This window comes from Pseudoalteromonas sp. 2CM28B (genome assembly GCF_023161935.1).
Map to the genome: position 1 here is coordinate 1 of NZ_JALNTH010000014.1, position 18,903 is coordinate 18,903.

The window sequence follows — 18,903 nt, forward strand, 5'->3', positions numbered from 1 at the left end:
GTCCACAGTTCTCAAAACGTTAATTTTTACGTTATCAAGAATTCAAAAACCCAGCTTATGCTGGGTTTTTTGTTTTTAGATAATGAGTTTCGAGTAACGGGCTACGAGAACCGAGCTGCGAAAGAGATTAAGTTCCGTGCGTTAAATTATATGTTTACTATAATTTATGATGAATGCGGGATTAAGACTAAGGAGTGGTTGTGAGGTATGAAAGTTTAGATGTATGGAAAAAGTCTTTCTCATTAAGTTTGTTTGTATACCAAACCTTTGCTGCTTTGAGGGATTTCGGCTTAAAAGATCAAATGTGTCGAAGCGCAGTTTCAGTGCCTAGCAATATTGCAGAGGGTTATGAGCGTTACTCTGATAAAGAAAGAGCTTATTTTCTTTCTGTGGCTAAAGGGTCTGTCGGTGAATTAAAAACTCAGCTAATGATTGCTTTTGAGTTAGGTCACATTAATTATGAACAAACAGAATACGCTTTAAATGAGTGTGAGAGTATTGGGAAAATGCTTGGTAAATTGATTTCTATGATTAAAAATGCATGATAACCCCGAACCCCGAACCCCGAACCCCGAACCCCGAACCCCGAACCCCGAACCCCGAACCCCGAACCTTTTCCCTTTACGACTAATGTCGATATTAGCTTGATCAAAATTGGCCAAGCGTGCGTATTTATTGAACGAAAGCTTAAAAATGACCGACTAACGCAAAAAAAGTTAAATAATTATCGCAATTAGTTTAAATCCATCAGTTAATTGGTGAATTTTTTTGCTACAATTGGCGGGCAAATAAAGTGAATGAGTTTAATGTCGCCAAATTCAGTTGTTACTGTACTTAGTTGGTGAGATTGTACTTGTTTACAAATTGTTTTTACGGAAGCGATACTATAGTCATTTGGTTTCATACTCGAGCTAACTTAATCAACTATTTGAGCAAGTCAGGATTATTCGAGCAGGAGGCTGTGAATAACCTTGTTTTAAACAAGGGTTTTAATTATGATCGTTTCTCTTTTAAAATTCGAAAAATTAACCTGCTGTAACTGATGTTCTCAATATAGCAAGTGTTGAGAATCATAGTGGAGATAAGTGGATGAGCAATGCGCCTGTAGACAATGGCCGACGTCGCTTTTTAACCATAGCTACCTCTGTTGTTGGTGGTGTTGGTGCGGCTGGGGCTGCTGTTCCTTTTATTGCGTCTTGGAATCCAAGTGAGCGAGCTAAATCTGCGGGTGCGCCTGTAGAAGTAGATATCAGCAAACTTGAGCCAGGACAATTAATACGTGTCGAGTGGCGTGGTAAACCTGTATGGGTTGTATCACGGACCCCAAAAATGCTTGAGCAGATGAAAGAACATGAAGGTCAACTTCGTGATCCGCAATCGCAAGAGCCACAACAATTAGAATCATCAACCAATGATTTCCGTTCATTACGCCCAGAGATTTTTGTCGCTGTAGGTATTTGTACGCATTTAGGTTGTTCACCTAGCTTTTTACAAGGTGGCTTTGGTGAGAAAGTGGAAGGGACTGATGACGGTTTTTACTGTCCATGTCACGGTTCTAAGTTTGATATGGCTGGCCGTGTATTCCAATCGGTACCTGCACCATTAAATTTAGAAATTCCACCATATACTTTTCTTGATGAGACCACTATTTTAGTGGGCGAAGAACAAGGGGTGGCCTAATGTTTGGTAAAATTGTTGAGTGGATAGACGACCGTATCCCAATGACACGTGTTTGGAACATGCACATTGCACAGTATCCAGCACCAAAAAACTTTAACTTCTGGTACTTCTTCGGCTCTCTAGCTATGTTAGTACTAGTAAATCAAATACTTACAGGTATTTGGTTAACGATGAACTATGTACCATCTGCTGAAGGTGCATTTGCATCAGTAGAATACATCATGCGTGATGTAGAGTACGGTTGGTTACTACGTTATTTGCATTCAACGGGTGCATCTGCGTTTTTCATCGTTGTTTACATGCATATGTTCCGTGGCATGATCTACGGTTCTTACCAAAAACCACGTGAGTTATTGTGGTTGTTCGGTATGTTCATTTTCTTAGCCCTAATGGCTGAAGCATTCATGGGTTACTTATTACCATGGGGCCAAATGTCGTTCTGGGGTGCACAGGTAATCATTTCATTATTCGGGGCTATCCCGGTTATTGGTGATGACTTAACACTGTGGATCCGTGGTGACTATGTAATTTCAGGTGCAACGCTTAACCGCTTCTTTGCATTACATGTAATTGCATTGCCATTAGTTATTGTTATCTTAGTATTTTTACACATTGTTGCACTACACGAAGTGGGTTCAAACAACCCAGACGGTATTGATAACAAACGTAAAAAAGGAACTGTGGCTGAAAAAGATAAGCCTAAATTTAAGTTCCATGAATACTACACTGATAAAAAAGACATTATTGATGCGATTCCGTTCCACCCTTATTACACAGTAAAAGATATTGTGGGCGTGGTTGGTTTCTTAATCTTGTTCTGTTGGGTTGTGTTCTTTATGCCTGCTATGGGTGGTTTCTTCTTAGAAGCGCCAAACTTTGAAGCAGCTAACCCACTTAAAACACCAGAGCATATTTTCCCTGTTTGGTACTTTACGCCATTCTATGCAATCTTACGTGCAATCCCTGACAAACTAATGGGTGTTGCTGCAATGGGTGCATCAATTGTTGTGTTAGCATTATTACCTTGGATTGACCGTGGTTCGGTTCGTTCAGTTCGTTACCGTTGTGGTTTCCACAAATGGAACATTGCAGGTTTTGTTGTTACTTTCGTTCTTTTAGGTTGGGTTGGTGCTACACCACAAACTGATTTTAAAACGCTTGTTTCGCAAATCTGTACTGTGACTTACTTTATGTTCTTCGTACTGTTATTCGTTTACAGTAAGAATGAAAAAACTAAGCCATTGCCTGAGAGGTTAACGAAATGATGAAAAAGCTACTAATAGGTTTATTTGCTTTATCAGTAAACGTGTTACCTGCAATGGCTGCAGGCCCGTCAGTTCCTCTAATGGAAGCGGGTAACGATATATCTGATCAACCTTCTTTGCAACGTGGCGCAAAGTTGTTCATGAACTACTGTCTTGGTTGTCACCAAATGCAGTATCAACGTTATGAACGTACTTTCCGCGATATTGGTATTCCAACAGAGATTGGTCAAGAGCAACTTATTTTTGATGGTTCAAAAGTAGGTAGTCATATCAATAATGCTATGGCTAAAGAAGATGCTGCAAAATGGTTTGGTGCGGCTCCGCCGGATCTAACAAATGTTGCGCGTGTGCGTGGCAGTGATTGGATTTACACCTATTTAAAATCGTTTTACAAAGATGAATCTCGTCCGTTTGGCGTAAATAATACGTTATTCCCATCGGTGGGTATGCCACATGTTCTTCAAGAGTTGCAAGGTGTTCCTACTGCAATTACTGAAGAAGTAACAGTAGATGGTGTAACAACCACTCATATTACTGGTACAAAAACAGATGGTACGGGCGAATTAAGTGTAGATGAATATGACCAAGCAGTTCGTGATTTAACGAATTTCCTAGAGTATGTAGGTGAACCTACACGTCTCGAGTCGGAAGCGCTAGGTATTAAGGTACTTGGATTCTTAGTGATTCTATTTATCTTGGCATTTATGCTTAAGAAAGAATACTGGAGAGATGTTCATTAAGTTTGAACATATTTAAAGGTAATTTTGCAATAGGGGCTTAAGCCCCTATTGCTGTTTTAGTTATTTAATGGAGGTAGGCATGGCCGTAGCTGCCAATAAGCGCCCTGTAATGACCCTTTTTTCTGGTGCTAACTGTATGTATAGCCATCAAGTACGCATTGTACTTGCTGAAAAAGGTGTAAGTGTAGATATTCATATGGCTGAAAAGGATAACCTGCCAGAAGCACTTCACGAAATTAACCCTTATGGCACAGTGCCAACACTGATTGACCGTGAGCTTGGTTTATATCAGGCAAACATCATCATGGAATACCTTGATGAACGTTTTCCTCATCCTCCACTAATGCCTGTATATCCGGTCATGCGTGGTCGTAGTCGATTAATGATGCACCGTATTGATACTGATTGGTACAGCCTAGCTGAAAAAATCATTAACAACACTTCTGATGCCGCGCAAGCGCGTAAAGAGCTTACCGAAGCATTACTTGCAATAGCACCCATCTTTAGTGAAGCGCCTTACTTTATGAGTGAAGAGTTTAGCTTAGTTGATTGCTACTTAGCTCCACTGTTATGGCGTTTACCAGAGTTTGGTATTGAGCTTAATGGTGCAGGCTCTAAAGAACTTAAAGAGTATATGATCCGTTTATTTGAACGTGAATCGTTCCAAGCTTCTTTAACTGAAGCAGAGCGTGAGATCCGTTTATAATGACTTCTAATCGTCCTTATTTACTACGCGCTTTTTTTGATTGGATTGTTGATAACGAATGCACGCCACACTTAGTGGTTAATGCTGACTTTCCTGCAGTGCAAGTGCCAACACAGTTTGTTCAAGATGGCCAAATTGTATTGAACATAAGCCCTTCGGCGGTTACGCAGTTTTCGTTAGATAATACTCAGCTTAGCTTTAGCGCGCGCTTTGGCGGCCAGCCAATGCAAGTGTACGTGCCTTTAGGGGCTGTACTTGCAATATATGCACGTGAAAATGGCGAAGGCACAGTCTTTACTGCAGATGAGTTTTTAGAGGACGAAGACGATTTTGCTCCAGAGCTTGAAAGTGTCGATTCATCACCTGAACAAGTTGATGAAACGCCAGCTCCCAAGCCTGAAAAGAAAAAAGGCTCGCATTTACGCGTTATAAAATAGCCCGTAAATGTTAGAAAAAAACCGCTTAAGAAGCGGTTTTTTTATGTCTGTATGAAAATATTAGGCTAAAGGCTAAAGGCTAAAGGTTAAAGGTTAAAGGTGAAAGTTCACGGGCGACGGGCGACGGGCTGCGAGAAGCGGGTTAAGATTGGCTGGTGTAGCAGCGGGTTTATCCCGCGTCTGGTTAAAGACAAAGGTTCTAGGTGCTAGGTATTAGGTATTAGGTAAAGATTAAGCCAAGCACGGTGTTTAGGTTCACGGCAGCGGGCGACGGGCTGCGAGAAGCGGGTTAAGATTGACTGGTGTAGCAGCGGGTTTATCCCGCGTCTGGTTAAAGATAAAGGTTCTATGTATTAGGTATTAGGTAGAGATTAAGCCAAGCACGGTGTTTGGGTTCACGGCAGCGGGCGACGGGCTGCGAGAAGCGGGGTAAGGTTGATTGATGTAGCAGCGGGTTTACCCCGCGTCTGGTAAAGACAAAGGTTCTAGGTTCGAGGTGCTAGGTATTAGGTAGAGATTAAGCCAAGCACTGTGTTTGGGTTCACGGCAGCGAGAGACGGGCTGCGAGAAGCGGGTTAAGATTGGCTGGTGTAGCAGCGGGTTTATCCCGCGTCTGGTTAAAGACAAAGGTTCTAGGTTCGAGGTGCTAGGTTTTAGGTAGAGATTAAGCCAAGCACGGTGTTTGGGGTCACGGCAGCGGGTAACAGGTAACGGGTAACGGGCAACGGGCAAAGGGCCTAACACCTTGAGCCAAATACTGACGCGGGGTGAACCCGCTGCTACAGGTATAAAAAAACCTTGCGATGTTAACCGCAAGGTTTTTAAATACCTCGAACCTCGAACCTCGAACCTCGAACCTGAGACTTTTACAAATACTCAAACACTTTAACTACCCGCTCTACGCCAGAGATGTTGCGAGCTACATTAACAGCTTGGTTTGCTTCAGCGTCAGATACTAGCCCCATTAAGTATACTTCGGCATTTTCAGTCACTACTTTTATATTATTACTGCTGATGTTTTCAGCCGCTAAAAGCTGCGCTTTTACTTTTGAGGTTAACCATGAGTCGTGTGTTTGCGTGGTAATACCAATATTAGAGCCAATGCGTAGTTGGTTATGAATTTTACGAATGCCAGATAGGTTCTCAATGGTTTTAAACGCTTGGTTTTTCATTTCTTGGTTAGGAACTTGCCCTACCATTAAAACCACGCCATTTACGCTTATAACGCTGATATGAGCAAACTTATTAAGGCGTTCATCTTCGCTAATAGCAATGCTGGCTTTTATTTCAATGTTGTTGTCGTCTATTTGCGAGCCAATGGTTCGTCTATCGTTTGCGGCAGTAACAGCACTGGCTGTACCGGCCACTACAGCAGCAGCACAACCTTGTAATAACACAACGGTGCCTAAAATAATCAGGGAGCGTTTAAACATAATTTTCGTCCTGCGGGAAAAGGGTTAAATCTACCAATTCACTTAAACAGTGAAGGTTCACTAAATGCGATTCAATAATGCGACTAGGGCGTTTAGACGGTGTACGTATTTCTACATCGTTATGGCCAAGCAAGCCAACGAGTTCACCGCCATCATCACCTACCATTACTATGACCTTCATATCTTTGGTAAGTGCCGCTTCTACAGCAGAAATTATGTGTTTTTCATTACCATTAATGGCAAGTACCAATAATAAGTCACCTTGCTGAGCAAAGGCACGTACTTGGCGCGCAAAGGTATCGTGGTCATCTATTTGATTGCCTTGACCTAGGTTAATATTTTCTTGCGAGAGAGCGATTGCAGGTAAGCAAGGGCGTTCTGTTTCGTAAAAATTTACCAGTACGCCTGCCATGTGTTGCGCCAACATGTGGCAATTTGCAGTACCGCAGCATATCAATTTATTACCATTGATCAGGCTTTGTGCAATGGTGAATGCCGCTGACTCCAATGCGCTAGGAAGTACTTCACCTGCTGCAATTTGAACTTGAATACTTTCTTTAAAAATTTCTTTTATTGTGTCTTGCATGGATTACCAACAATTAATATCTAATTCTGTGTGAGCTCACACCCGCTTTATTAAGGATGATTATTTTTAGAAGCAGCTTGTTAATTTTTAACTACGCATTTTGCAATTTAGCTGTTGTAATAATTGCTCACTCATTTGTATGTGCTCGGTATTAAAATACGTTTTTTAGCCAGTTTATGTGTAGTGATGGCTCGCCTGTTATAGCAACATAATCAATACGTAATGGCTGATTTTTTAAATTTTTAGCCGCGAGGTAATGATAAATAGTTCGTCTTAATTTTGCTTGCTTTTGCGGGCTTAAAGCATAATTAGCGCCGCCTTTTATATTATTTTTACGAAACTTAACCTCAACAAACACTAAGGTGTGACCGTCTTTCATAATGACATCAAGTTCGCCATAGGGGCAGTAATAATTACGCTCAATGGCTTTTAAGCCTTGTGCTTCTAAATACTTTTGCGCTTGGCGCTCATAATACTGGCCTTTTTCACGACTATTTTGCCACAGCTGTTTAAACCACGACATGTCGACCCCTTAGTTAATTATGGTTATGCCATCGTTAGCTGATTGCATAAATAGCGGTACAGGGCGTTGTGTTTTTAACTCTACCGGTTTTATTCGGCGGTTGCTGTACTGAGCCCATTGCAGTGAACGTTCAATATCACCGGCACTATTAATCGACAATTTACCGCTCAACCCTGAAAAGTATTTATCGGGTGTAACACTCAATTGTCTAATATCGTTAAGCATGGTGACGGAATCATAAGCCATCGCAAATAAACGTTGGCTTATATCAGCTTGTTCAGGCCATAAATCATTGTATTGCTGACGCAGATTATGTTGCTTAATTTGTGAGTCTAACATCCAAGGCAGTTCAGTAAAGTAGAGTCCGTCTAAATCACCTTTGTCAGTGGTATCTATTTGCTTACTGTGGCTTTTAGAGCTGGCGTAAATAGGAATTCTATCGGCAAAGGTACTCACATTAACATCAAGGTAAGGCTTAATTAATCGGGTTTCAATGGCGTCGCCGAGTATGTAAATGGCATCAATATCGCCACGTGAGCGTGTTTCGCTTTCAACTTCTTTATTAAAAAGTGCTTTAACCGATTTAATACGTTCTTTTGACTTATCAACTTCTAACAAGCTAGTAATGGTATTGGGCATATCTTTGTTATCGTTATAAAAACCAACTTGCGTGGTTGTTTCACTATAGCGTTGCCACTGCAGATTAAAGTAGTCAACTAAGCGCTGGCCATTGGTATTATTTGGCGCTAACAACATCGGCTTTTGATAACCCTGTGCTAAAAAGTGCTCTAGCGTTTGCTGTACTTCATGTTCAGGATTAAGCGCAAAAAAGTAATGTTGCAGCGAGGTTCTTTCGCCATCAAAGGTATTTAAATGTAAGGTGGGTATATCGAGTAATGTATTGGTATTAGCGAGCTTATCTATATTGGCTTTTAATAGTGGGCCAATAACAAAGTCAGGCTGTAACTGAGAAATTTGTGCGCTCAACGCTTCGGTTTCGGCATTTTCATCTATAAACAGTGTTTCGTTGATCTCTTTTTTATCAAGCGCTGCCAATATACCGGCTTTTAAGGCATCCCCAAGGCGCTTATTAGCACCTGACTGAGGCAGTAAAACAACCAAACGCTCAATATTAATTGGCGCTAATTCATTAGCATACGTTTCTTGTTTTGGCAGTACATTGTTACCAGGATGCCCAAGGTAACGGCGGCGCCAATTATTAATGGCTTGGTCTAAATCAACCGAGCTGTTGGCGTAAACTTGATGATACAAAGCTAAGTTAACCCAACCTTGTTGAATAACAGAACCACGGTTAAATCGTTCTAATGCGTAAGATGAGAGTTGCTTTAAATTTTTCCAAAGTGCATCACTAAGCTGAGGAATTGAAATAGTGTTTTTAGTTGCAGATTCTGACGCCGCAAAAAAATAGGGTGCAGCACGTTTTGGCAAGTTTTGAGAAGCAAAAATGCTGGCAGTTAAAAATTGGTGCCAGGCAAAATGTTCGGGTTGCTTGAGTTGTCCCTCAAGTGAGTTTAATACTTCAAGTGCTTGCTGATTTTTATTCTGCTCTTTTTGTGCAAAGGCAATATATAAACGGTTTTGAATTTGATCAACACTGGCAGTAAGTGCAAGTTCGCTACATATTGTTTCGAGTAGCGGCCAGTTTTCTTCAGTAATGGCGCTATCACGGGCACTATAAAGCAGTTGAATTTTATCTGCACCAAAACGGTTTTGCGCTAATTGATAAATCGATTGCGCGTTCAGTGATTCATTTTTCAGCGTATTGGCACTGCTATTTAAGTTATCGCTGGTTTTAGTTGGTTTTTCGGTTGTGCTACACGCCGATAACCCTGACAATATAATTAATAGACTAACTAGTTTAAGTCGCACAATGATTTCCCATACGTTAACGCGATTTGCTTATATTACTGACTGACGCAGGAGACCTCAATGTTAAATGAGGAGAATTCACAGAAAATTGGCACTCTTTACGTTGTTGCCACCCCAATCGGCAATTATGACGACTTAAGTCAGCGTGCAATCGCGACATTATCGCAGGTTGACTTAATCGCTGCTGAAGACACTCGCCATACTGGCAAGCTACTCAGCCACTTTGGTATTAAGGCTAAAACCTTTGCGTTACATGACCATAATGAAAAGCAAAAAGCGCAGCAAATTATCGATCAACTTAATCAAGGGTTAAATATTGCATTAGTATCCGATGCCGGCACGCCGCTTATAAGCGACCCTGGTTATGCGGTTGTTAATTTATGCCGTGAGCAGGGCGCACTTGTAACACCTGTACCAGGTGCATGCGCTGCAATTACTGCGGTATGTTGTTCAGGGCTGCCAACCGACCGTTTTCAGTTTATTGGCTTTACGCCCGCTAAAAGTAAAGCACGCCAAGACTTTTTTATAGATGCAGTTAACTCAAGCATCACCAGCATTATGTATGAAAGTACCCACCGTATTATGGCAAGCCTTGACGATTTAGAAGCAGCGCTAGGTAGTGAGCAGCAAGTGGTATTTGCCAAAGAGCTCACTAAAACATTTGAAACCTTCTTTAATGGCACCGTAGCTGAGTTAAAGCAGTTTTTAACTGACGATCCTACTAAACAGCGCGGTGAAATAGTGCTCATGCTGCCGGGTAAACCTAAGGTAGTTGACGATATTCCGCCTGAAGCCCGTAAAATGTTAGCGCTACTTGAAAACGAAATGCCAATGAAAAAAGCCTGTGGCGTGGTGGCCGATTACTTTGGTATGAAGAAAAACGCGCTTTATAAAACAATTATTGAAGAAAAACAGTAAATGTTTACTGCGTAGTGTGGTGCTCTCATGTATACTGCGCGCCGAGTTAGCCAAGATAATCGCTGCCTGCAACGAAAATGCGCAGGGGGAGGAAAGTCCGGGCTCCACAGGGCAGAGTGCCAGTTAACGGCTGGGGGGCGTGAGCCCACGACAAGTGCAGCAGAGAGAAGACCGCCAATCTTCGGATTGGTAAGGGTGAAAGGGTGCGGTAAGAGCGCACCGGGCCGCTAGTAATAGTCGGTTGCAAGGTAAACTCCACTCGGAGCAAGACCAAATAGGGTTCCTTATGGCGTGGCCCACGTTGGAACCGGGTAGGTTGCTTGAGCCATAGAGCGATTTATGGCCTAGACGAATGATTATCACTTTCTTCGGAAAGGACAGAACCCGGCTTACCGGCTGACTCACTCATTCAATAAAAAAGCTCGCAGTTAACGCTGCGGGCTTTTTTGTGTTTGGAATATGCCGTCAGCCGTCAGCGAGCGGCGGGTGACGGGTTGCGGGTTGCGGGCGACGGGCTGCGAGAGACGAGAAGCGGGTTAAGATTGACTGGTGTAGCAGCGACTTTATGTCGCGTCTGTTGGTGATTCTATTTATCACAGAGGGTGCAGAGTACTCAGAGGAAATGATTAAAGACATGCTTTATTTGCTTTATCTTATCTGTGTAGCGCGAAGGGTCTCGGTGTACTCTGTGGTTCAAAATGGTTTTTTAAAGCGGGGCTTTATGCTTCGCAGGTTTGGTTTAAGTTTATGGGTGACGTGTGACGTGTGACGGGCGACGGGTGACGGGTGACGGGCGACGGGCGACGGGTGACGGCGACGGGCGACGGGCGACGGGTTTAATACCTAAAACCTAATAACGACGCGGGGTGAACCCGCTGCTACAGGTATAAAAAAACCTTGCGATATTAACCTTAAGGTTTTTAAATACCTCGAACCTCGAACCTCGAACCTCGAACCTCGAACCTCGAACCTCGAACCTCGAACCTCTCTATATAATATTTTTACCTTGCTCTGGGTCGCGTGATTCATCGGCTTGCTCGCGAATATCATCCGTATCACTACTTACATCATCAATACTGTGTTCATGCTCTGTGGTTTTATGTTTTTGAATATGTGATTGCTCGTTAATTTCTTCTGTTGTCTCTGTTTTAGCTTCGCTTGCTATGGGATAAATATCTTCACCTTGGCTATTGAGCAATATACGCTCTCTGGCATTGTCAGGCATGCTTATATTATGTTGCGTAAAACTATTGATTAACTCTCGCATAAGCTGTGAGGCTACTTTTACCGTGCTGTATTGTTCGCCGTTGACCCAAAAGTAAACGGTAAAGTTAATAGTGGCGGAGCCTAAGTTATCAATCAATACTTGGGGAGGTGGATCGCTAAGCACAGAGGTTTGCTGCGATATTATACTAATTGCCAGACTTTGTGCGTCGCGAATATCATTATCGTAGCCAATACCGATTGAAAAATGACCGCGCATTTTTGGATTAGCGGTTAAGTTTTTAATGGTATTTTTATACACAGTCGCATTGGGTATTTGAATATGATTACCATCGTAGTCAACTAAAGTGGTTGCCCGTGCAGTTACTTTTTTAACAATACCAATTCTGCCATCAACTTCTATTACATCATCTATTTTAAATGGACGCTGTACACTCAAAAGTAAACTGGCAATAAAGTTCTCAGCAATATCCCGAAAGGCAAAGCCTAAAATAAGCCCAATTAATCCGGTGCCACTCATAATTGCGACCGCGAATTCGGTGAGTCCTGCCAAGCGTAAAAATAGATAAAACCCGAGTAAAATAATCAAGGTGCTAATACCTCGCCTAGCAACTAGGTGTACTAATTTACTCTTGGTCATGTAAGTAACAGGCTTTATTAACAAGCGTGATAATGGTGTGGCAATTAAATAACTAATCACCAAAATAACAATCCCTAATAATAAAGTGGGCAGTAATTGCATGAATGTGTGTAGTAATTGCACGCTTTGATCTTTTAAAAAGCTCCAAGAAATAGAGTTTGGTTTAACGGTGTCGATTGCTGGAATTGATGTGTTATTAGCGAGTGTTGCAATTAAAGCATTGAGCATAGAGGTCATCCGTGTTAGGTCGAAGTAATTAGGGTCAGTGTTAAACAATAGCAGCAAGTCTAGGGTTTGTTGACCTTTGCGTATTAATATTTGTTCAAACTAGGGGCAATTTAATCGCGGCGCGAGGTTTGTAACCTAGTGGGCTAAGTAAAAGCCGAGCAACAAAGAGTTAATTGCCCCTAGGCAGAACCCTTCGGGCAGTGCCTGTTTGGCATTAATGCTACGTTATCGCCTATTTATGGGGAGTAACCACACCACTTAGGCTCTGCCTTGCCTAAACACCAAACAGACTGCTGCAAATTTAACCTTGAAAGTTCAACAGACCCTAATACCAAGCAGTATTTTTTTGGCAAACATTTTGCTACTTAATTAGGAAAAGGGAGTTAACTATGAGTGACTTTAAGCGTGGCCAAAGAGCCAAGCAGCCTAACCATATCCCTCTGCGTGGCTGGTGGGATATTATAAGGCGAATAGTAAAACAAATGAGCCGTGATAATTTATCTTTAGTGGCAGCAGGCGTGGCATTTTATGCGTTACTGGCTATTTTTCCCGCCATTGCGGCATTGGTGTCTGTGTATGCTTATTTTGCATCACCGAATGATATTAGTGTGTATTTAAGTCAGTTTATGGCGTTATTACCACAAAGCACTCAAGAAATTATTTTATCTCAAGTTTCAAGTCTTGCGCAAAAGTCACAAACTAGTTTAAGCCTTAGTGCGCTGGCTACTTTACTGCTCATTATTTGGAGTAGCTCTAAGGGCAGCCAAGCGTTGATCACAGCATGTAATATTAGTTATCACGAATACGAAAAGCGTTCATTTTTTAAGGCGCAACTTGTACGTTTATTATTTTCAGTAGGTGCAATTGTGGTGGCTGTAATAGCACTGGTAATTATAGGTATATTACCGCTAGCGCTTAACCTGTTAGGAATAAAAGAGAGTATTGATTTTTTAATCATGCTTATCTCATGGCCATTACTGGCACTAACCTTTAACTTTGCATTATTAATTTTATACCGTTATGCGCCTCACAGAAAAGCAGCTAAATGGCGTTGGGTTACCGTGGGCTCATTCACCGCCACTGTATTATGGATTGTGGCATCTTTTGGCTTTTCATTTTATGTATCTCATTTTGCTAGTTACAACGAAACATATGGCTCTTTAGGTGGGGTGGTTATTATGCTTATGTGGCTATTTATTAGCGCTTATATCATTATTTTAGGAGCCACAATCAATGCAGCGTTAGAGCAGCAAACTGCTCAAGACAGCACCATTGGACCAGATAAAAAAAGAGGGCAGCGAGGTGCGTATGTAGCAGACCACCTCGACACAAAATAACCAGTATTAGGGCTAAATGACTTTTATTTTAAACTAATTGCTTGATTTGTTGTTATCAGCTGCATAAACGAGGCTTTGTGCAGCGGCTTTGAAAACAAATAGCCTTGACCATAATCACAACCGGCCTCAAGTAATAAATCCATTTGTAATTTTGTTTCTATGCCTTCGGCAATTACTTTTAAACCAAGCTGATGAGCCATCATGATGATTGCTTCACACAAAGCCAGCTCTTGACTATCTTTTTGAATATTATCAACAAAGCGTTTATCTATTTTTAGGTAGTCGGTATCCATTTCTTGCAAGTAAGCAAGCGATGAGTAACCGGTGCCAAAGTCATCAAGGGCCAATTGCATCCCTGATTTAACCAAGGCTTTTAGGCGGCTTTGGGTCAACTCTTCAGGATTAACCATTAAGCCTTCAGTAATTTCGGCCACAATCGCTGAGGCTGGTATATTTGCCTTTGCTAGCATATCGTACCATTCGTCTATGCCGCTATCGACGGTTGCCAATTGCACTGGTGAAACGTTAATGCTTATTTGAAATTCATCTTGAATGTGTTTTTTAATATCATTAAGTGTTTGTAGTGCCTCAGCAAATACAAATTGACCCAGCGCATTTATTTGTCTGGTTTCTTCAGCAAGAGGAATAAAGTCAGCAGGGCTGATCAGGCCTTTTTCTGGGTGTTGCCAACGAATAAGCCCCTCAGCTTTGTGAATGTGTAAATCATCAAGCGATACGATAGGCTGGTAATACAACTCAAACTGTTCTAGCTCTATAGCTGAGCGAAGCTCTTTGAGTAGTTGCATTCTTGCGTTTGCATCTTTACGCATATCATGTGAGAAAAATTCAAAGCCATTGCGACCGCTATTTTTTGCTTTATACATAGCTTGGTCAGCGGCTTTAAGTAATTGCTCTGGATTTTGGCCATCATCTGGCGCGCAGGCAATACCAATACTGGCACTGATATACACTTTTTCATCTTCAATAAAAATAGTGGAGGCAAGGCTAAGCAAAAGTGATTTTGCCATTTGCTCGATGTTTTCGCTGCCATGTAAATCACTAAACACAACAACAAACTCGTCTCCGCCAATTCGTGCTACAAAGTCAGCCTCTTTGGCCGTTTTTACAATTCGCTCAGATACTAACTTAAGTAATCTATCGCCGAAATGGTGGCCCAATGTGTCGTTAATATCTTTAAAATGATCAATATCTAATAGCATAATGACCAGTTTTTGATCTTCACTGTTCAGGTTTTCGAATCGTTGGTTTAATCGCTCTTTTAGCTCTAATCGATTAGGCAAGTCGGTTAAATGATCAAAATGCGCTTGTCGCCAAATTAATTCATCTGCTTGTTTTTTCTCGGTTAGGTCGGTAAAAATAGCAATACGACTAATCGGGGCTTTATTTTTATCGTAAATAGTATCGATGGTTAACCATTCAACATACAGCTCGCCATTTTTACGACGATTGGTTATTTCACCTTGCCAACGCCCTGTTTTATTGAGCGATTGCCACATGTAATTATAAAACTGCTTATCGTGTTTACCCGATGATAAAATACTAATAGTTTGATTGAGAGCTTCTCTTCGAGAATACAAAGTTGTTTCACAAAACGCAGGGTTCACATCATAAATAACCCCATTTTCATCCGTGATTGCCATGCCTTCACTGCTGTTGTTGTAAACTAATGACGCTAAATGCAACGATTCTTGATTTTGCTTTCGTTGCGTGATGTTACTAATAACGATAATAAACTCATCGGCTTTTTTCATTGGGCTAATTTTAGCTTCATAAAACTGATTGTCTTGTTTTTGTTCAAGCTCAACAGTGACAGGGGCGTTCAGGGGTATTAAGTACCCTTGCACTTGTTTTAAATTAGCATCAGAGAATAAACACGATAATTTTTTAGGGGGTGTTGAATGGCTATAATTTAACGATTTAATATGTCCACCGGTATCAAGAATATTGCCATTGGCATCTACGCGTAAAAAAGCATCGGGTAATGCATTAAGTAAGCTATTGAGCTCGTCATGCTTATGTTTAAGGCATGCTTCAGCCATTAAGCGAGTTTCGGCCATGTATTTAAAACGATGGTAAAGTCTATTTAGCTCAGGACTATTGGGCTGCTCATCGTCATGAGGCATATTACCGGCCGCTAAGTGGTTAACCGCCTGCGTTAAACTTTTAACCGGATTTAAAATACTTTTATTGATTAGTCGTTTGACCAATACAGCTAAAAGAAGAATAGTAATTAAAAACCCTAAAACCATTTTTACAAAGTTAATATCTATCTGCTCAATCGCTTTATCAACTGGCTGAGTAATATAAATTGATAGTTGATTACCGCTAGTATCTTTATAAAGCGTTGTGTGATTGTAAATTCGGCTCGCTCCATCATTCCCTCTGTAAATTATTCCGGCCTGTTGGCTATGATCAAGGTCTTCATTCGTTATTTTTTTACCTAATCGATCGTCTGAAAAAGGAAAATTAGCCAAAATTAGGCCGTTAGAATCAGTAATCACTGCGCGTGAATTATTGGGCAGATTTAAATTATTAAGCGCTGAATTCCACCATTGCAAAGCAATTGCGGCAACTAACATACCTGTAATTTCGCCATTTTCATCTGATATTGGCGAAGCAAAACTCAGACTGGGCGCATTAATACTTCTACCAATTTGATAAGAGCCAATTGAAAGCGCTTTAGTTGTGAGGGCATGTTGAAAGTATTGACGATCGCTAATATTTATATTTTGGTTATTGCCATTGGTTGCACACATAATATTGCCTTGTCGATCATAAACACTCACATTTGCAATGTTGCTATACAATGTTTGTAAGTCTAAAAAGTAAGGCGGGCAATTGACCGGCATTTTGGTAATATTTATGTGCTTGTTTGCTAAGAATAGGGTCAGGCGTTGTACGTCATCGATAATATTTTTTTGCTGTAAAACTAAATGATCAGCAATATGCATTACTTTTTTTTCACTTTCTTTAAGTGCTGCATCGCGACTAAACCATAAGGTAATTAAGATCACAGCGATCCCAGGCATGCAAATTAGCATAAGTAGGCGATAAAGCTGATGTTTTAATGATGCAGTAAAAATAATCGTATCCAAATAAGTATGGGGTGAAACTATGACCAATAATTCTACTATAAATAACCTTTAATGTACTAAAATTATATCGCAAATATTAAATTTACTTTTATTGTATATAACTGAAATTTATTAATTAATTTTCGGGTCTAGTTATAATAATAAATTAACATTTTATACTTTTACTTAACCTATTTTAGGCAAAAAATGAAAATAACCAAAGTACTAACTGCTTATGCTACCCAAGATGGGGATGGTGTTAATATTCGTCGTATTCCAGGATTTGATGGTAAATATTTAGATCCATTTTTAATGATAGATGAGCTTAAATCTGACGATGCAAGTGATTATATTGGTGGCTTTCCTCCTCATCCTCATAGGGGGATCGAAACCTTTACCTATATTTTAAAAGGCGGGTTTGAACATCAAGACCAAATGGGTAACAAAAAGGCGATTCGTGCGGGTGACGTACAATGGATGAGTACCGGTAGCGGTGTTATGCACAGTGAAATACCCCTTGCCGATGCTGAACAAGGCTTACATGGCTTTCAAATTTGGCTCAATATGCCAAGTGCTCAAAAAATGCGTGAGCCTCAATACCAAGATACCACAGATCATCCAGCACCGAGTTTTACTAATCAACAAGGTGTTTCACTTAAAGCCTTAGCAGGGACATGGCAATTTGAATCACACCAATTGGCTGCAAGCTTACAAAATTTAGCTGCTAATGGTGCCATAGCCGATGTAGCTTTGCCTGCGGGTGAAGGGCTTAATTTACCGGCTTTAAAACAGCAAAAAGTAATGATTTATATTCATACAGGCTCATTAATATCTCAGACCGGTGACGTGTTTAATGCGGGTAATTTGCTTATATTAGAACCATTGAGTGACATTGCATTACAGGCAAAGAAAGCGGCGGGGGTTCTTATTTTAGCAGGCGATCCACTTAACCAGCCAATTGCGCACATGGGACCTTTTGTAATGACCACCGAGGCTGAAATTCGCCAGGCTGTTAGCGATTATCAAAATGGTTTTTTTGGCTCATTGTCGTGATGAATCGATGCGCGAATGACTTTTAAGCAAGTAGCTTTAATAACCAAGTGTATTTTTTTATCATGTTAGCATCACCTTTAGCAGACTCAACTACAGCGCCAGCTGCAAACGCACTGGCGAGCCCCACTTTTGTTGTTGCAAAGCGTTTTGCTCTGTATTTTATAGCTGCAAGATGCTGACGTTTTAGCTCTGATCGCATAACAACTTCTTTATCTAGCTGTTGCACGCGAACGTTCGGAGAGTTGATCAAATAATTGATTAACATAATAGTGTGTGCCTTATAATTTAAGCAGCTGCCTTAGACTATTTAGCGTTTTAGTAAAGCCAATTTTTTTGCTCAGATAAACGGCATTTCGCCACAGCCAAACTAAGCATAAAATTTGTAGGCTGATCACTACTGCAATGCTCAGCCAGATAGAGCTAAACAGATCAAAGGTGGCAAAGCCTACAATACCTAAAAACCCCACCCACAGTAACACCAAGCCACTGGCAAAACATCCTAGTAGAATGGTGATCAGTGCTAAGGATCTTAACGACAGCTTCCACTCAGCTGTAGCCAGCTGATGCGTTAACTTTCCTTGTTGGTAATAATCATCCTTGAGCTGCGCTGCATAATCAGCAAGCTTAGCAACATGATCTTGCCAGTCATCGGCGTGTTTTGCCGATGATGGCGAATCTGTCCCTTGTGATTCACTTGGTGTTGAGTGTTGGTTTTGCATTAGTATTACTTACGACGAAACAGTGCTGTAACTAACATACCAGCAGCAAACGCCAGACCTGCCGTTGCTAATGGGTTTTCTGATGCGAGTTGACGTGTTTTAGACGAACACTCTGCTAGTTTCTCACGAGCGGCTAACTGCTTTTCATTAAGCGTTTCAGCTGAGCTGCTTGCGCCTTTACGAACGCCATTTTCTGCCGCCGCCGCTTTACTTGATAATGCATCAACTGCGTCATGCGCTGCTGATGTCGCTTTATCTGTTAGCGGTGCTTCAATCTCTTGTTTTGCATCAATAGGAGTTTTGCTCTTCGTTGCCGTAGCCATAATCAATCCTTAATAGTTTTTTAAAAGTAATTATTTAGATGCAATGATTAAACCAGCCTTTAACCTGTTGTTTTATATAAATTGTATTTTATTTACGAATTTTGAG

General features: G+C 41.1%; 19 protein-coding genes and 1 other RNA gene. 11 read left to right on the top strand and 9 right to left on the bottom strand.

The window, feature by feature from the left end; genetic code table 11:
• The 7 genes from MTN96_RS18070 to MTN96_RS18100 all read left to right on the top strand — a co-directional run.
• A partial coding sequence (locus tag MTN96_RS18070; RefSeq protein WP_248532436.1) for a hypothetical protein occupies positions 1–204 on the top strand: 204 nt, incomplete at its 5' end.
• Positions 201–545 (top strand): four helix bundle protein, encoded by a 345-nt coding sequence (locus tag MTN96_RS18075; RefSeq protein ID WP_058154141.1) that lies wholly within the window; start codon positions 201–203, stop codon positions 543–545. The genes MTN96_RS18070 and MTN96_RS18075, both read left to right, overlap by 4 nt.
• A 544-nt stretch (positions 546–1,089) precedes the next feature.
• Positions 1,090–1,680, top strand: coding sequence for a ubiquinol-cytochrome c reductase iron-sulfur subunit (gene petA, locus MTN96_RS18080; protein WP_010390661.1), 591 nt, complete (start codon positions 1,090–1,092; stop codon positions 1,678–1,680).
• Entirely contained in the window at positions 1,680–2,945 is a 1,266-nt protein-coding gene (locus MTN96_RS18085) for a cytochrome b N-terminal domain-containing protein (protein WP_248532437.1), read from the top strand. The genes petA and MTN96_RS18085 overlap by 1 nt, the downstream gene beginning before the upstream one ends.
• Positions 2,942–3,685 carry a cytochrome c1 gene (locus MTN96_RS18090; RefSeq protein ID WP_036981296.1) on the top strand — a complete coding sequence of 248 codons (744 nt, stop codon included), beginning with the start codon at positions 2,942–2,944 and terminating at the stop codon, positions 3,683–3,685. Before MTN96_RS18085 ends, MTN96_RS18090 begins: the two co-directional genes overlap by 4 nt.
• A gap of 79 nt (positions 3,686–3,764) precedes the next feature.
• Entirely contained in the window at positions 3,765–4,391 is a 627-nt protein-coding gene (sspA, locus tag MTN96_RS18095) for a stringent starvation protein SspA (protein WP_008110861.1), read from the top strand.
• Positions 4,391–4,828 carry a ClpXP protease specificity-enhancing factor gene (locus MTN96_RS18100; protein ID WP_248532438.1) on the top strand — a complete coding sequence of 146 codons (438 nt, stop codon included), beginning with the start codon at positions 4,391–4,393 and terminating at the stop codon, positions 4,826–4,828. Before sspA ends, MTN96_RS18100 begins: the two co-directional genes overlap by 1 nt.
• Before the next feature lie 866 nt (positions 4,829–5,694).
• On the opposite strand, the gene dolP is transcribed toward MTN96_RS18100, so the two are convergent.
• The 4 genes from dolP to MTN96_RS18120 all read right to left on the bottom strand — a co-directional run bounded on the left by dolP (position 5,695) and on the right by MTN96_RS18120 (position 9,260).
• The gene (gene dolP, locus MTN96_RS18105; protein WP_248532439.1) at positions 5,695–6,261 is read right to left on the bottom strand and encodes a division/outer membrane stress-associated lipid-binding lipoprotein; all 567 of its coding nucleotides are present in this window, start codon (positions 6,259–6,261) and stop codon (positions 5,695–5,697) included.
• Positions 6,254–6,847 carry an SIS domain-containing protein gene (locus MTN96_RS18110; protein ID WP_008110721.1) on the bottom strand — a complete coding sequence of 198 codons (594 nt, stop codon included), beginning with the start codon at positions 6,845–6,847 and terminating at the stop codon, positions 6,254–6,256. Before MTN96_RS18110 ends, dolP begins: the two co-directional genes overlap by 8 nt.
• A gap of 151 nt (positions 6,848–6,998) precedes the next feature.
• The gene (locus MTN96_RS18115) at positions 6,999–7,370 is read right to left on the bottom strand and encodes a YraN family protein (RefSeq protein WP_036981301.1); all 372 of its coding nucleotides are present in this window, start codon (positions 7,368–7,370) and stop codon (positions 6,999–7,001) included.
• Positions 7,371–7,379: 9 nt separating this feature from the next.
• Positions 7,380–9,260: a penicillin-binding protein activator gene (locus MTN96_RS18120; protein WP_248532440.1), complete on the bottom strand. Its 1,881-nt coding sequence runs from the start codon at positions 9,258–9,260 to the stop codon at positions 7,380–7,382.
• 60 nt (positions 9,261–9,320) lie between these two features.
• Here MTN96_RS18120 and rsmI point away from each other — a divergent pair, with 60 nt between their 5' ends.
• Together rsmI and rnpB are read left to right on the top strand one after the other, a co-directional pair.
• Positions 9,321–10,178, top strand: a complete 858-nt coding sequence (rsmI, locus tag MTN96_RS18125) for a 16S rRNA (cytidine(1402)-2'-O)-methyltransferase (RefSeq protein WP_036981305.1) — start codon at positions 9,321–9,323, stop codon at positions 10,176–10,178.
• A 42-nt stretch (positions 10,179–10,220) separates the two neighbouring features.
• An RNA gene (gene rnpB / locus MTN96_RS18130) (RNase P RNA component class A) lies at positions 10,221–10,586 on the top strand.
• 580 nt (positions 10,587–11,166) lie between these two features.
• Here rnpB and MTN96_RS18135 read toward each other — a convergent pair.
• Entirely contained in the window at positions 11,167–12,270 is a 1,104-nt protein-coding gene (locus MTN96_RS18135) for a mechanosensitive ion channel family protein (RefSeq protein WP_013464047.1), read from the bottom strand.
• Between the two features lie 389 nt (positions 12,271–12,659).
• On the opposite strand from MTN96_RS18135, the gene MTN96_RS18140 reads away from it, so the two are divergent.
• Positions 12,660–13,607, top strand: coding sequence for a YihY/virulence factor BrkB family protein (locus MTN96_RS18140; protein ID WP_248532441.1), 948 nt, complete (start codon positions 12,660–12,662; stop codon positions 13,605–13,607).
• 23 nt (positions 13,608–13,630) lie between these two features.
• Here MTN96_RS18140 and MTN96_RS18145 read toward each other — a convergent pair whose 3' ends face one another.
• Positions 13,631–16,657 carry an EAL domain-containing protein gene (locus MTN96_RS18145; protein WP_248532442.1) on the bottom strand — a complete coding sequence of 1,009 codons (3,027 nt, stop codon included), beginning with the start codon at positions 16,655–16,657 and terminating at the stop codon, positions 13,631–13,633.
• A 252-nt stretch (positions 16,658–16,909) separates the two neighbouring features.
• On the opposite strand from MTN96_RS18145, the gene MTN96_RS18150 reads away from it, so the two are divergent.
• The gene (locus MTN96_RS18150; RefSeq protein WP_248532443.1) at positions 16,910–17,755 is read left to right on the top strand and encodes a pirin family protein; all 846 of its coding nucleotides are present in this window, start codon (positions 16,910–16,912) and stop codon (positions 17,753–17,755) included.
• A 22-nt stretch (positions 17,756–17,777) separates the two neighbouring features.
• On the opposite strand, the gene MTN96_RS18155 is transcribed toward MTN96_RS18150, so the two are convergent.
• The 3 genes from MTN96_RS18155 to MTN96_RS18165 are packed head-to-tail and all read right to left on the bottom strand — an operon-like array spanning position 17,778 to position 18,797.
• Positions 17,778–18,020 carry a hypothetical protein gene (locus tag MTN96_RS18155; RefSeq protein ID WP_248532444.1) on the bottom strand — a complete coding sequence of 81 codons (243 nt, stop codon included), beginning with the start codon at positions 18,018–18,020 and terminating at the stop codon, positions 17,778–17,780.
• Between the two features lie 13 nt (positions 18,021–18,033).
• Positions 18,034–18,474, bottom strand: a complete 441-nt coding sequence (locus MTN96_RS18160; RefSeq protein WP_016899505.1) for a hypothetical protein — start codon at positions 18,472–18,474, stop codon at positions 18,034–18,036.
• 5 nt (positions 18,475–18,479) lie between these two features.
• Positions 18,480–18,797 (bottom strand): hypothetical protein, encoded by a 318-nt coding sequence (locus MTN96_RS18165; RefSeq protein WP_016899504.1) that lies wholly within the window; start codon positions 18,795–18,797, stop codon positions 18,480–18,482.
• Positions 18,798–18,903 lie beyond the last annotated feature (106 nt).

Coding starts and splice junctions, on each gene's coding strand:
- petA (WP_010390661.1), top strand. CDS start 1,090: ATGAGCAATGCGCCTGTAGACAATGGCCGACGTCGCTTTTTAACCATA.
- MTN96_RS18085 (WP_248532437.1), top strand. CDS start 1,680: ATGTTTGGTAAAATTGTTGAGTGGATAGACGACCGTATCCCAATGACA.
- MTN96_RS18090 (WP_036981296.1), top strand. CDS start 2,942: ATGATGAAAAAGCTACTAATAGGTTTATTTGCTTTATCAGTAAACGTG.
- sspA (WP_008110861.1), top strand. CDS start 3,765: ATGGCCGTAGCTGCCAATAAGCGCCCTGTAATGACCCTTTTTTCTGGT.
- MTN96_RS18100 (WP_248532438.1), top strand. CDS start 4,391: ATGACTTCTAATCGTCCTTATTTACTACGCGCTTTTTTTGATTGGATT.
- dolP (WP_248532439.1), bottom strand. CDS start 6,261: ATGTTTAAACGCTCCCTGATTATTTTAGGCACCGTTGTGTTATTACAA.
- MTN96_RS18110 (WP_008110721.1), bottom strand. CDS start 6,847: ATGCAAGACACAATAAAAGAAATTTTTAAAGAAAGTATTCAAGTTCAA.
- MTN96_RS18115 (WP_036981301.1), bottom strand. CDS start 7,370: ATGTCGTGGTTTAAACAGCTGTGGCAAAATAGTCGTGAAAAAGGCCAG.
- rsmI (WP_036981305.1), top strand. CDS start 9,321: ATGTTAAATGAGGAGAATTCACAGAAAATTGGCACTCTTTACGTTGTT.
- MTN96_RS18135 (WP_013464047.1), bottom strand. CDS start 12,270: ATGCTCAATGCTTTAATTGCAACACTCGCTAATAACACATCAATTCCA.
- MTN96_RS18140 (WP_248532441.1), top strand. CDS start 12,660: ATGAGTGACTTTAAGCGTGGCCAAAGAGCCAAGCAGCCTAACCATATC.
- MTN96_RS18145 (WP_248532442.1), bottom strand. CDS start 16,657: ATGCCTGGGATCGCTGTGATCTTAATTACCTTATGGTTTAGTCGCGAT.
- MTN96_RS18150 (WP_248532443.1), top strand. CDS start 16,910: ATGAAAATAACCAAAGTACTAACTGCTTATGCTACCCAAGATGGGGAT.
- MTN96_RS18155 (WP_248532444.1), bottom strand. CDS start 18,020: ATGTTAATCAATTATTTGATCAACTCTCCGAACGTTCGCGTGCAACAG.
- MTN96_RS18160 (WP_016899505.1), bottom strand. CDS start 18,474: ATGCAAAACCAACACTCAACACCAAGTGAATCACAAGGGACAGATTCG.
- MTN96_RS18165 (WP_016899504.1), bottom strand. CDS start 18,797: ATGGCTACGGCAACGAAGAGCAAAACTCCTATTGATGCAAAACAAGAG.